General features: G+C 73.4%; 10 protein-coding genes. 3 read left to right on the top strand and 7 right to left on the bottom strand.

Going from position 1 to position 11,597, the window contains the following annotated elements:
• Positions 1-35: 35 nt before the first annotated feature.
• Together ACFQ9Z_RS29845 and ACFQ9Z_RS29840 are read right to left on the bottom strand one after the other, a co-directional pair.
• The gene (locus tag ACFQ9Z_RS29845) at positions 36-503 is read right to left on the bottom strand and encodes a TIGR03668 family PPOX class F420-dependent oxidoreductase (protein WP_383026453.1); all 468 of its coding nucleotides are present in this window, start codon (positions 501-503) and stop codon (positions 36-38) included.
• A 24-nt stretch (positions 504-527) separates the two neighbouring features.
• Positions 528-1,169 (bottom strand): phosphoribosyltransferase, encoded by a 642-nt coding sequence (locus ACFQ9Z_RS29840; protein WP_383025817.1) that lies wholly within the window; start codon positions 1,167-1,169, stop codon positions 528-530.
• A 185-nt stretch (positions 1,170-1,354) separates the two neighbouring features.
• On the opposite strand from ACFQ9Z_RS29840, the gene ACFQ9Z_RS29835 reads away from it, so the two are divergent.
• Together ACFQ9Z_RS29835 and ACFQ9Z_RS29830 are read left to right on the top strand one after the other, a co-directional pair.
• Positions 1,355-2,128, top strand: a complete 774-nt coding sequence (locus ACFQ9Z_RS29835) for a polysaccharide deacetylase family protein (RefSeq protein WP_383026448.1) — start codon at positions 1,355-1,357, stop codon at positions 2,126-2,128.
• Between the two features lie 144 nt (positions 2,129-2,272).
• Positions 2,273-2,713 (top strand): SRPBCC family protein, encoded by a 441-nt coding sequence (locus ACFQ9Z_RS29830; protein WP_383025814.1) that lies wholly within the window; start codon positions 2,273-2,275, stop codon positions 2,711-2,713.
• A 15-nt stretch (positions 2,714-2,728) separates the two neighbouring features.
• Here the strand turns inward: ACFQ9Z_RS29830 and ACFQ9Z_RS29825 are convergent, their stop codons facing one another.
• From ACFQ9Z_RS29825 to ACFQ9Z_RS29805, 5 genes are all read right to left on the bottom strand, one after another.
• The gene (locus ACFQ9Z_RS29825; RefSeq protein WP_383025809.1) at positions 2,729-3,880 is read right to left on the bottom strand and encodes an XdhC family protein; all 1,152 of its coding nucleotides are present in this window, start codon (positions 3,878-3,880) and stop codon (positions 2,729-2,731) included.
• A gap of 51 nt (positions 3,881-3,931) precedes the next feature.
• Entirely contained in the window at positions 3,932-5,389 is a 1,458-nt protein-coding gene (locus tag ACFQ9Z_RS29820) for an NCS2 family permease (RefSeq protein WP_383025806.1), read from the bottom strand.
• Between the two features lie 195 nt (positions 5,390-5,584).
• The gene (locus ACFQ9Z_RS29815) at positions 5,585-8,005 is read right to left on the bottom strand and encodes a xanthine dehydrogenase family protein molybdopterin-binding subunit (RefSeq protein ID WP_383025803.1); all 2,421 of its coding nucleotides are present in this window, start codon (positions 8,003-8,005) and stop codon (positions 5,585-5,587) included.
• Position 8,006: 1 nt separating this feature from the next.
• The gene (locus tag ACFQ9Z_RS29810; RefSeq protein WP_383025800.1) at positions 8,007-8,576 is read right to left on the bottom strand and encodes a (2Fe-2S)-binding protein; all 570 of its coding nucleotides are present in this window, start codon (positions 8,574-8,576) and stop codon (positions 8,007-8,009) included.
• The gene (locus tag ACFQ9Z_RS29805; RefSeq protein ID WP_383025795.1) at positions 8,576-9,469 is read right to left on the bottom strand and encodes an FAD binding domain-containing protein; all 894 of its coding nucleotides are present in this window, start codon (positions 9,467-9,469) and stop codon (positions 8,576-8,578) included. Before ACFQ9Z_RS29805 ends, ACFQ9Z_RS29810 begins: the two co-directional genes overlap by 1 nt.
• Positions 9,470-9,814: 345 nt before the next feature.
• Here ACFQ9Z_RS29805 and ACFQ9Z_RS29800 point away from each other — a divergent pair, with 345 nt between their 5' ends.
• Positions 9,815-11,488, top strand: a complete 1,674-nt coding sequence (locus tag ACFQ9Z_RS29800) for a PucR family transcriptional regulator (RefSeq protein WP_383025792.1) — start codon at positions 9,815-9,817, stop codon at positions 11,486-11,488.
• Positions 11,489-11,597: the final 109 nt, after the last annotated feature.

Raw genomic sequence — 11,597 nt, 5'->3', positions numbered from 1 at the left:
GGGGGAACTCATCCCCCCGTTGCCTTTCCTCGATTTCACGGCGATTCGGACGCCTCGGTCCGCCGGCCGGTCCACCGCAGCACGGCGATGTCGGCCACCGGTCCGGCCGGCGGACGCGCCCGGCACCGCGGGCACTTGGCGCACAGCAGCGCCAGGGCCGTCTCCCGTGCCCGCCGTACGGCCGGGTCGGCCGCGCCGGGCGGCAGGACGCCGGCCTCGCCGTCCGCGCGTACCCACCGCAGGCGGTCCCAGTCCTCGTCGCAGGCGTCAACGAGCAGGCACACCGCGGGGTGCCGGGCCAGGTTGGCCAGCCGCTTGAGGCGGGTGGTGGTCTTCGGTCTGTGGTCGACGGCCGTGACGAGCCGGTCGGCGCCGCCGGGGACGTGGTGGGCGAAGACGACCGGCACCTGGTGCGGGCGGCCCGCCGCGTCGACGGTGGCCAGCCGGGCCACCGGGGCGGCGGTGAACCGGCGTCGCGCCTCGGCCTCGCCCAGTCGGGGTATGTCCGCTCCTCGCCCTCCGGCCGGTCAGCTCACGTGCAGGGCGTCGAGCACGTCGGCGTCGGTGAGTTGACCGAAGTCGTCGTAGAACTGGCCGACCGCCCAGAACGCGGCGGGCCGGTGCGGGCAGACGATCGTGTCCGCCTCCGCCGCGAGCGAGTCGAGCGAGTCGGGGGCGCCGACCGGGACGGCCAGGACGAGCCGGGCGGGTTCCCGGCGCCGCACATGACGCAGGGCGGCGCGGGCGGTGGCGCCGGTGGCCAGGCCGTCGTCGACGACGATCACGGTGCGGCCGCGCAGCTCCGGGGGCGGGCGGTCGCCGCGGTACCGGCGCTCTCTGCGGGCCAGTTCGCGCCGCTCCCGCTCCACGACCGGGGCGAGCCGCTCCTCGCTCAGGCCCAGACGACCGAGGGTGGCGGCGTCGAAGAGCGGCGGGTCGCCGGCCGCGAGGGCGCCGACGGCGAACTCCTCGTGGTGCGGGGCGCCGATCTTGCGCACGACGAGCACGTCGAGGGGTGCGCCCAGGGCCCGGGCGACGGGCACCGCGACCGCGATCCCGCCGCGCGGCAGGGCCAGGACGACGGGGTCGGGCAGTTCGCCGCGGTCGCGCAGGTCGCCCAGCGGGCGGGCGAGCGCCCGTCCGGCCTCGGCGCGGTCGCGGAAGCGCATGCGCGGTCCTCTCGCCGGAAGTCCCTCACTCCCCCGCCCCTCCATGGTGCTACGACCCTGCCGCCGGGCGCTCGCTTGGCCGAAATAAATCGAATGCTTGAGCTATGAACCGAGTGTATAGTCCCGGCATGCCTCTCACGACTCCGGCCGGCAAGAGCCCGGCCCCGCTGCCCGCGCCCAGGAAGATGCGCCGACCGGCGCGCGGGTTGCGTCTGTCCGCGCTCTCCTCGGCGGCCCTCTGTCTGGCGCTGACGCTCTCGGGCTGCGCGCAGGTCGACACGACCTCGCCCAGCACCGTGCGCGCCGAAGCGGCCGGGGCACACGGGGCGCCGGCCGGGCTGGGGGCGGTGGACTGCCGTGCGGCGAAGTGCATCGCGCTGACCTTCGACGCGGGGCCGAGCGAGAATTCGGCCCGGCTGCTCGACATCCTGAAGGAGAAGAAGGTGCCGGCGACCTTCTTCCTGCTCGGCAAGCGGCACATCGACACCTACCCCGAGCTGGTCAAGCGGATGGCGGCCGAGGGCCACGAGGTCGCCAGCCACACCTGGGACCACCGGATCCTCACCCGGATCCCCGACGAGCGGATACGCGAGGAACTGACGCGGCCCAACGAGGAGATAGAGCGGCTCACCGGGCGCCGGCCGACGCTGATGCGCCCGCCGCAGGGCCGCACCGACGCCGATGTGCACCGGATCTGCAAGGAGCTGGGCCTGGCCGAGGTGCTCTGGAGCGTGACCGCCAAGGACTACACGACCAACGACTCGGCGCTGATCACCGAGCGGGTCCTGGAGCAGGCCTCCCGGGACGGCATCATCCTGCTGCACGACATATACCGGGGCACCGTGCCGGCCGTGCCCGGCATCATCGACGCGCTGAAGGCCCGCGGCTACGTCTTCGTGACGGTGCCCCAGCTGCTGGCGCCGGGGAAGGCCGAGCCGGGCAAGGTGTACCGGCCCTGAGCAGGCCGGGGTGCGCGGCCCTGAGCAGGCCGGGGCCGCGGCCGCGCGCCCCGTCGGACCGGGGGCCGCGGCCGCGCGCCCGGGCGGGTGATCCGGGGTCCCGGTCGGCGCGGGCGGGCGGCGACGCACGCCTACGATCGTGCCGTGCCCTTCTTCTCCGTCGAACGCACCGTGCCGCTCCCGCCCGAGGAGGCGTGGCGGCGGCTCACCGAGTGGCCCCGCCACGCCGAGGCGGTGCCGCTCACCCGGATCACCGTCCTCACCCCCGCGCCGACCCGTGCCGGCACCGGTTTCGTGGCCCGCACGGGCGTCGGCCCGTTCGGCTTCGACGACCCGATGGAGGTCACCGTCTGGCGCCCGCCCGCGGACGGCGGAGCGGGGCTGTGCCGCCTGGAGAAGCACGGGCGGGTGATCCTCGGCTGGGCCGAGATCGAGGTCTCGCCCCGGCCGGGCGGCCGGAGCCGGGTGGTGTGGCGGGAGGACGCGCGGATCCGCTTCGTCCCCCGCCTCTTCGACGGGCTCGTGGCCCGCACGGCACGGGCGATTTTCGGACACACGGCGAACCGGCTGCTCCGGCGGGCGTGACCGGCTGACGGCCGCTCAGGCCACCGAACCGATGCGGTCCGCGCGCGCCGGCGCCGTGTCGTGGTGGATCGGTGTGTGGGCGCCGGTGAGCGAGACGCCGCTGCCGCCGCGGCGGCCCGCGACGATCTCCGCGGCGATCGACAGGGCCGTCTCCTCGGGGGTGCGGGCCCCGAGATCGAGGCCGATCGGGGACCGCAGACGGCTCAGTTCGAGTTCGCTGACGCCGACCGCGCGCAGCCGCTCGTTGCGGTCCAGGTGGGTGCGGCGCGAGCCCATCGCGCCGACGTAGGCGACCGGCAGGCGCAGGGCCAGCCGGAGCAGCGGCACGTCGAACTTGGCGTCGTGGGTGAGGACGCACAGGACGGTGCGGCCGTCGACGTCCGTGCGCTCCAGGTACTCGTGGGGCCACTCGACGACGATCTCGTCGGCCTCCGGGAAGCGGGCCCGGGTGGCGAAGACCGGGCGGGCGTCGCACACCGTGACGTGGTAGCCGAGGAACTTGCCGACCCGCACCAGCGCGGAGGCGAAGTCGATCGCGCCGAAGACGATCATGCGGGGCGCGGGGACCGAGGACTCCACCAGCACGGTGAGCGGGGAGCCGCAGCGCGAGCCCCGGGCGCCGATCTCCAGGGTGCCGGTGCGGCCCGCGTCCAGGAAGGCGCCGGCCTCGGCGGCCACCGTGCGGTCCAGTTCGGGCAGGTCGCCGAAGCCGCCTTCGCGGGACCCGTCGGGACGGACCAGCAGGGCGCGGCCGCGCAGTGCGGCCGGGCCCTCGGCGATCCGGGCGACCGCCGCCGCCTCGCCGCTCGCGGCGGCGGCCAGCGCGGCCGCGAGCACCGGCCGGACGGGACCGTCCGACCGGACCGGCGTGACGAGGATGTCGATGACGCCGCCGCAGGTCAGACCGACGGCGAAGGCGTCCTCGTCGCTGTATCCGAAGCGTTCGAGGACGGTCTCCCCGTCCTCGAGCGCCTGCCGGCACAGCTCGTACACGGCGCCCTCCACGCACCCGCCGGAGACCGAGCCCACGGCCGTGCCGTCGGCGTCCACCGCGAGGGCGGCGCCCGGCTGCCGCGGGGCGCTGCCGCCGACGGCCACCACGGTGGCGACGGCGAAGTCGCGGCCCTGCTCGACCCACCGATTCAGCTCCTCGGCGATGTCCAGCATCTCTCGGTCTCCTAACGGGATCGCGGTTCGGGTGAGTCGGCCGGGCAGGTCCTAGTGGACGCCCAGCCAGCCCTCGATCGGGTGGAGGGCGAAGTAGACCAGGAAGATCACCGTCAGCCCCCACATGAAGGCGCCGATCTCCCGGGCCCTGCCCTGGGCGGTCTTGATGGCCGTGTAGGAGATGACGCCCGCGGCCACCCCGGTGGTGATGGTGTACGTGAACGGCATCAGGACGACCGTCAGGAAGACCGGGATGGCGGTGGCCCGGTCGGCCCAGTCCACGTGCCGGGCGTTCATCAGCATCATGGCGCCGATGACGACCAGGGCGGCTGAGGCGACCTCCTGCGGGACGATCGCGGTCAGCGGGGTGAAGAACAGGCAGGCGGCGAAGAGGAGTCCGGTGACGACCGAGGCGAGACCCGTGCGGGCGCCCTCGCCGACCCCGGTGGCCGACTCGATGAACACCGTCTGGCCGGAGCCGCCCGCCACACCGCCGATCGCGCCGCCGGCGCCGTCGATGAACAGCGCCTTGGACAGGCCCGGCATCCGGCCCTTGTCGTCGGCGAGCTTCGCCTCGGTGCCGACGCCGATGATGGTGGCCATCGCGTCGAAGAAGCCGGCCAGCACCAGGGTGAAGACGATCATGCCGACGGTCATCGCGCCGACCTGGCCCCAGCCGCCGAACTCCACGTGCCCGAAGAGCGAGAAGTCGGGCATCGAGATCGCGCTGCCTTCCAGGGCGGGCGCGCCGCCGGCCCACTGCTCGGGGTCGACCACGCCGAGGCCGTTGAGGACGGCGGCGACCACCGTGCCGGTGACGATGCCGATGAGGATGGCGCCGGGGACGTTCCGGGCCTGCAGCATGAAGATCAGCAGCAGGGTGCCGGCGAAGAGGAGGACCGGCCAGCCGGTGAGCTCGCCGGCCGGGCCGAGGCTCACCGGGGTGGCCTTGCCCTGGTGCACGAAGCCGGCCTTGTAGAAGCCGATCAGGGCGATGAACAGGCCGATGCCCATGGTGATGCCGTGCTTGAGCGCGAGCGGGATCGCGTTCATGATCATCTCGCGCAGGCCGGTGACGACCAGCAGCATGATGACGGCGCCGTACAGCACGCACATGCCCATGGCCTGCGGCCAGGTCATGTTGGGGACGACCTGCGAGGACAGGACGCCGGAGACCGACAGTCCGGCGGCGAGCGCGAGGGGCACCTTGCCGACGAAGCCCATCAGCAGCGTGGTGAGGGCCGCGGCGAACGCGGTCGCGGTGATCAGGGCCTTCTGGCCGAGGGTGTCACCGGCGGCGTCCTTGCCGGACAGGATCAGGGGGTTGAGCAGCAGGATGTACGCCATCGCCATGAAGGTGGTGATGCCGCCGCGCACCTCACGCGCGACCGTCGATCCTCTGCCGGTTATGTGGAAGTACCGGTCGAGCCAGGACCTGCCGGCCGGGACGCGGGTGCCTTCGCCCGCGTCTTCGGCTGTGGTCCTGGGCTCCACTGACTGCTGGGTCATGGGCCAACTCCCAAGGTTCACAGGGGCACCCGGCTGCCGTCGGGCGGCAGGCGGGATTTGGGATTGGACGGCCCGGGGGACGGCCCGAGACGAACGTGGTACTCGCTGACCGGCGCCGGGGTGGCCGTGGGCCGGGCGTTGCCCGGCGCCGGGGTGCCGCCGTCGCGGCGTCCGCGCACGCGACGGCGGCCGGTGCTACGCGGTGCCCGTGAGGTGTTCCGGGCGGACCGGTGTGCGGTTCAGCTCCAGTCCGGTCGCGTTCCGGATCGCCGCGAGGACGGCCGGGGTCGACGACAGGGTCGGGGCTTCGCCGATGCCACGGAGCCCGTACGGGGCGTGGTCGTCGGCGAGTTCGAGCACGTCGACGGGGATGGTCGGCGTGTCGAGGATCGTGGGGATCAGGTAGTCCGTGAAGGAGGGGTTCCTGACCTTGGCGGTCTTCGGGTCGACGACGATCTCCTCCATCACCGCGACTCCGAGCCCCTGCGTCGTACCGCCCTGGATCTGGCCGACGACGGAGAGCGGGTTGAGCGCCTTGCCGACGTCCTGGGCGCAGGCCAGTTCGACGACCTTGACCAGGCCGAGTTCGGTGTCGACCTCGACGACGGCGCGGTGCGCGGCGAAGGAGTACTGGACGTGGCCGTTGCCCTGGCCGGTGCGCAGGTCGAAGGGTTCGGTCGGCCGGTGCCGCCACTCCGCCTCGATCTCCACGGCCTCGTCCTCCAGGACGTCGACCAGGTCGCCGAGGACCTCGCCCCCGTCGGTGACCACCTTGCCTCCCTCCAGCAGGAGTTCGGCCGTGGCCCAGGCCGGGTGGTAGGAGCCGAACCTGCGGCGCCCGATCTCCAGGACCTTCTCGCGGACCAGTTCGCAGGCGTTCTTCACGGCGCCGCCGGTGACGTACGTCTGCCGGGAGGCCGAGGTCGAACCGGCGCTGCCCACCTGGGTGTCGGCGGGGTGGATGGTCACCTGGCTGACGCCGAGCTCGGTGCGGGCGATCTGCGCGTGCACGGTGACGCCGCCCTGGCCCACCTCCGCCATCGCGGTGTGCACGGTGGCCACCGGTTCGCCGGCGATCACCTCCATCCGGACACGCGCGGTGGAGTAGTCGTCGAAGCCCTCGGAGAAGCCGACGTTCTTGATGCCGACCGCGTAGCCGACGCCGCGGACGACGCCCTCGCCGTGCGTGGTGTTGGACAGACCGCCGGGGAGCTGCCGCACGTCGGCGCCCTCGCTGGACTCCCACTGGCGCTCGGGCGGCAGCGGCATCGCCTTGACCCGGCGCAGCAGTTCGGCGACCGGGGCCGGGGAGTCGACCGGCTGCCCGGTCGGCATGAGAGTGCCCTGCTCCATCGCGTTGAGCTGCCGGAACTCCACCGGGTCCATGCCGAGTTCACCGGCCAGCTTGTCCATCTGCGCCTCGTAGGCGAAGCACGCCTGGACCGCGCCGAAGCCGCGCATGGCGCCGCAGGGCGGGTTGTTGGTGTAGAGGGCGACGGCCTCGATGTCGACGTTCTCGACGACGTACGGCCCGACGCTGAGCGAGGAGGCGTTGCCGACCACCGCCGGCGAGGCGGAGGCGTAGGCGCCGCCGTCCAGCACGATGCGGCACTTCATGTGGGTCAGCTTGCCGTCGCGGGTGGCCCCGTGCTCGTAGTACAGCTTGGCCGGGTGGCGGTGGACGTGCCCGAAGAAGGACTCGAACCGGTTGTAGACGATCTTCACCGGCTTGCCGGTGCGCATCGCCAGCAGGCAGGCGTGGATCTGCATCGACAGGTCCTCACGGCCGCCGAAGGCCCCGCCGACGCCGGCCAGGGTCATCCGCACCTTGTCCTCGGGCAGGCCGAGGACGGGCGCCATCTGACGCAGGTCGGAGTGGAGCCACTGGGTGGCGATGTAGAGGTGGACGCCGCCGTCCTCCTCGGGCACCGCGAGGCCGGACTCGGGGCCGAGGAAGGCCTGGTCCTGCATGCCGAAGGTGTACTCGCCCTCGACGATGACGTCGGCCCGCCCGCGTGCCGCCGCCACGTCGCCGCGGACGATCGGCTGGCGGTGCACGATGTTCGGGTGCGGGACGTGCCCGAAGTGGTGGTCGTCGCGGTTCTCGTGCACGAGGACCGCGTCCGGGGCGGTCGCGGAGGCCTCGTCGGTGATGACGGGCAGTTCCCGGTACTCGACCTTGATCTTGGCGGCGGCGCGGCGGGCGGTCTCCGGGTGGTCGGCGGCGACGATCGCGACCGGTTCGCCGTGGTGGCGCACCTTGCCGTGGGCGAGGACGGGGGTGTCCTGGATCTCCAGCCCGTAGTTGCGCACCTCGGTGGGCAGGTCGTCGTAGGTCATCACCGCGTACACGCCGGGCAGGGCGAGGGCCTCGGAGGTGTCGATGGACACGATCTCGGCGTGCGCGACGGTGGAGCGCAGGATCTGGCCCCACAGCATGTCCTCGTGCCACATGTCGGACGAGTACGCGAACTCGCCGGTGACCTTCAGGGTGCCGTCCGGGCGGAGCGTGGACTCGCCCACGCCGCCCTTGGTCTGCGAGCCCTGCGTGATCTTGGTAGGAGTGCCGGTGGGGGCACCGCCCGTCCGAGCGGAGCCGAGAGCGGGGGACGGCATGTCAGACTCCCTCGGACTGGCGGGCGGCGGCCAGGCGGACCGCGTCCATGATCTTCTCGTAGCCGGTGCAGCGGCACAGGTTGCCCGACAGGGCCTCGCGGATGTCCGCGTCGGTCGGGTTGGGGTTGTGCTCCAGCATCTCGTCGGCGGCGACCAGCAGGCCCGGGGTGCAGAAGCCGCACTGCACGGCGCCGGCGTCGATGAACGCCTGCTGCACGGGGCTGAGTTCGGCGCCCTCGCCGGTCTGCGAGTCGGTGCCCCTGGCCTGCCAGGCCTTGGCCTCGTCCAGCGAGGTGCCGTCCGAGCCGCCGCACGAGCGCTGCCTGGCGTAGTCCGCCAGGCCCTCGACGGTCACCACCTCGCGGCCCTCGGCCTGGCCGGCGGCGACCAGGCAGGCGCACACCGGCACGCCGTCCAGGCGCACCGTGCAGGAGCCGCACTCGCCCTGCTCGCAGGCGTTCTTGGAACCGGGCAGCCCGAGACGCTCGCGCAGCACGTACAGCAGGGACTCGCCCTCCCAGACGTCGTCGGCCTCCTGCGGGCGTCCGTTGACGGTGAAGTTGACTCGCATCACGCAGCTCCCTCGGTGGTGCGGCGGGCGCCGCGGTAGGACTCCCAGGTCCAGGTGAGCGTCCGGCGGGCCATGACGCCGACCGCGTGCCGGCGGTAGCTCGCGGTGCCCCGGACGTCGTCGATCGGGTTGCAGGCGCCGGAGCACAGCTCCGCGAACCGCTTGGCGACCGACGGGGTGACGATCTTCCCGTTGTCCCAGAAGCCGCCCTCCTCCAGGGCCGCGTTCAGGAACTCCTCGGCCGCCTTCGCCCGGACCGGCGTGGGCGCGGCGGAGCCGATGCCGGTGCGCACGGTGCGGGTCTCGGGGTGCAGGGCGAGGCCGAACGCGCACACGGCGATCACCATGGCGTTGCGGGTGCCGACCTTGGAGTACTGCTGCGGACCGTCCGCCTTCTTGACGTGGACCGCGCGGATCAGCTCGTCGGGCTGGAGGGCGTTGCGCTTGACGCCGGTGTAGAAGGCGTCGATCGGGACGAGCCGGGTGCCGCGGGCGGCCGACTCCACCTCGACGTCCGCGCCCGCCGCGAGCAGGGCGGGGTGGGCGTCGCCGGCGGGCGAGGCCGTGCCGAGGTTGCCGCCGACGCCGCCGCGGTTGCGGATCTGCGGGGATGCGACCGTGTGCGAGGCGAGCGCGAGGCCCGGCAGCTCGGCACGGAGGTTCTCCATGATCTTCGTGTAGGGGACCGAGGCGCCCAGCCGGACGATGTCCTCGCCGACCTCCCACTCGTACAGGTCGCCCACGCGGCCCAGGTCGAGCAGGTACTCGGGCCGCCGGTGGTCGAAGTTGATCTCGACCATCACGTCGGTGCCACCCGCAATCGGCACAGCGGTGGGGTGCTCGGCCTTCGCGGCGAGCGCCTCCTCCCAGCTGGCGGGGCGAAGGAAGTCCATGACCGGCTCTCTTCTTCGTCTCGTGAGTCGTGCAGATTGAGCCAATCCGTGTGCGGCGGTCCCGGCTCGTTCATGTGCTCTTTACGCGGAGTGGGCTCAGTACACCGCCCCGTACTCCGGCGGGGTCAGTCACCGAAACCATGAAGGAGTTGGCTGGCCACGACGGGCATCTTGTAGATTCGTATGAACGGAGGTCATCGGTAACCTCTCCGTTTTCCCCGGGAAACGCGGGTGCCGGCCCGGCGGCCCCGCCGCACGGCCCGGACATCCGGGTCCGGCGGGGCCCGTCACGGGTCCCCATCAGGATTCATCGTAGATTTCGAGACACAGAACGGCGGCGACGAGATGCGGCTGCGCGCACTGCTGGACACCGATGCGCTGGGGCTGCGGCTGCTCGGCGGCGAGGACGAGCTGGACCGCTCCGTGCGCGGGGTCATGACCACCGACCTGCGCGATCCGAGCCGCTATCTGTCCGGTGGCGAGCTGGTGCTGACCGGCCTGGCCTGGCGCCGCGACGCCGGCGACTCCGAGCCCTTCGTGCGGATCCTGGTGCAGGCCGGGGTGGCGGCGCTGGCGGCCGGCGAGGCCGAGCTGGGCGATGTGCCGGACGACCTGGTGCTGGCCTGCGCGCGGCACCGGCTGCCGCTGTTCGCGGTGCACGAGTCGGTGGCGTTCGCGACGATCACCGAGCACGTGGTGCGGCAGGTCTCCGGGGAGCGGGCCGGCGATCTGGCGGCCGTGGTGGACCGGCACCGGCGGATGATGACCTCGGGCCCGGCGGGCGGCGGCCCCGACGTGGTCCTGGACCTGCTCGGCACCGACCTCGACCTGCGCGCCTGGGTGCTCTCCCCCACCGGCCGGCTGATCGCCGGCTCCAAGGTCGCGGGCCCGGCGCTGCCGGCCGGGACCTGCGCGCGGCTGGCCGCCGAGCACCTGGCCGCCGTCCGCACCGGCCGGCGCGGCCCGCACCGGGTCCCGCTGGACGGCACCACCTACTCCCTCTTCCCCATCCGCTCCTCCGGGCGCTCCCCGCAGGCCGCCCGCGACACGCGCGAGACGGTCCTGTCGGACTGGCTGCTGGCGGTGGAGGCGGACGCCGGGGACTGGCCGGAGGAGCGCCTCGACCTGCTGCAGGGCGTCACCCAGCTGATCGCCGTGGAACGCGACCGGCGGGACGCGGCGCGCACGGTGCGCCGCCGGCTCGCGCAGGAAGTGCTGGAGCTGGTGCAGACCGGTGCGGCGCCCGCCGAGATAGCCGCGCGGCTGCGGGTGGCCGCGCCGGTGCTGCTGCCCGGGCTCGGGGCGGCCCCGCACTGGCAGGTGGTCGTGGCCCGGGTCGAGTGGGACGACGCGGCGGTGGAGGGCGGCCCGGTCGCCCAGTCGCTGCTGGAGGAGGTCCTGGTGGACCCGCAGACCACCGGCCCCGAGCCCTCGGACCGGATCGCCGTCGCCCACACCGGGGACGAGGCGATCGCCCTGGTGCCGCTCCCGGCGGTCTCCGCCGACCAGGACGGCTCCGGGACCGGGCTGCTCGCCGACGCTCTGCTGCAGGCGGTGCGGGAGCCGCTGTCGGCGGGGCTGGCCGACGACGGCCGGCTGACCCTGGGCGTCAGCGCCGCCGTGCACTCGGCTGAGGGGCTGCGCGGCGCGCTGGAGGAGGCCCGGCACGCCCGCCGGGTCGCCGCGGCCCGCCCCGGCCGGGTCTGCGCGGCCGGCCACCAGGAGCTGGCCTCGCACGTGCTGCTGCTGCCGTTCGTCCCGGACGACGTCCGCCGCGCCTTCACGGCACGCCTGCTGGACCCGCTGACCGACTACGACCGCCGCCACCGCGCCGAGCTGATCCCGACCCTGGAGGCGTTCCTCGACTGCGACGGCTCCTGGACCCGCTGCGCCACCCGGCTCCACCTGCACGTCAACACGCTGCGCTACCGGGTCGGCCGAATCGAGCAGTTGACGGGACGGGACCTGTCGCGCCTCGAGGACAAGCTGGACTTCTTCCTGGCGCTGCGGATGAGCTGAGTCGACCCGGGCACGGCACGGCCGGACCCGGTCACGCCGAGGTCCCCCGACTTTGTGAATTCTTTCACCCACCCCCTTGGCCCAGCACCATGATTGGTGCTGGAATGCC

Source organism: Streptomyces sp. NPDC056580 (assembly GCF_042793175.1).
Classification (GTDB): domain Bacteria; phylum Actinomycetota; class Actinomycetes; order Streptomycetales; family Streptomycetaceae; genus Streptomyces.
This window is presented reverse-complemented; position numbering and strand designations above follow the sequence as displayed.

Bases quoted from the DNA above. Each gene is read 5' to 3' on its own strand.
- ACFQ9Z_RS29810 (WP_383025800.1), bottom strand. From the start codon at position 8,576: ATGCGAGTCAACTTCACCGTCAACGGACGCCCGCAGGAGGCCGACGAC.
- ACFQ9Z_RS29840 (WP_383025817.1), bottom strand. From the start codon at position 1,169: ATGCGCTTCCGCGACCGCGCCGAGGCCGGACGGGCGCTCGCCCGCCCG.
- ACFQ9Z_RS29835 (WP_383026448.1), top strand. From the start codon at position 1,355: ATGCGCCGACCGGCGCGCGGGTTGCGTCTGTCCGCGCTCTCCTCGGCG.
- ACFQ9Z_RS29825 (WP_383025809.1), bottom strand. From the start codon at position 3,880: ATGCTGGACATCGCCGAGGAGCTGAATCGGTGGGTCGAGCAGGGCCGC.
- ACFQ9Z_RS29820 (WP_383025806.1), bottom strand. From the start codon at position 5,389: ATGACCCAGCAGTCAGTGGAGCCCAGGACCACAGCCGAAGACGCGGGC.
- ACFQ9Z_RS29805 (WP_383025795.1), bottom strand. From the start codon at position 9,469: ATGGACTTCCTTCGCCCCGCCAGCTGGGAGGAGGCGCTCGCCGCGAAG.
- ACFQ9Z_RS29800 (WP_383025792.1), top strand. From the start codon at position 9,815: ATGCGGCTGCGCGCACTGCTGGACACCGATGCGCTGGGGCTGCGGCTG.
- ACFQ9Z_RS29815 (WP_383025803.1), bottom strand. From the start codon at position 8,005: ATGCCGTCCCCCGCTCTCGGCTCCGCTCGGACGGGCGGTGCCCCCACC.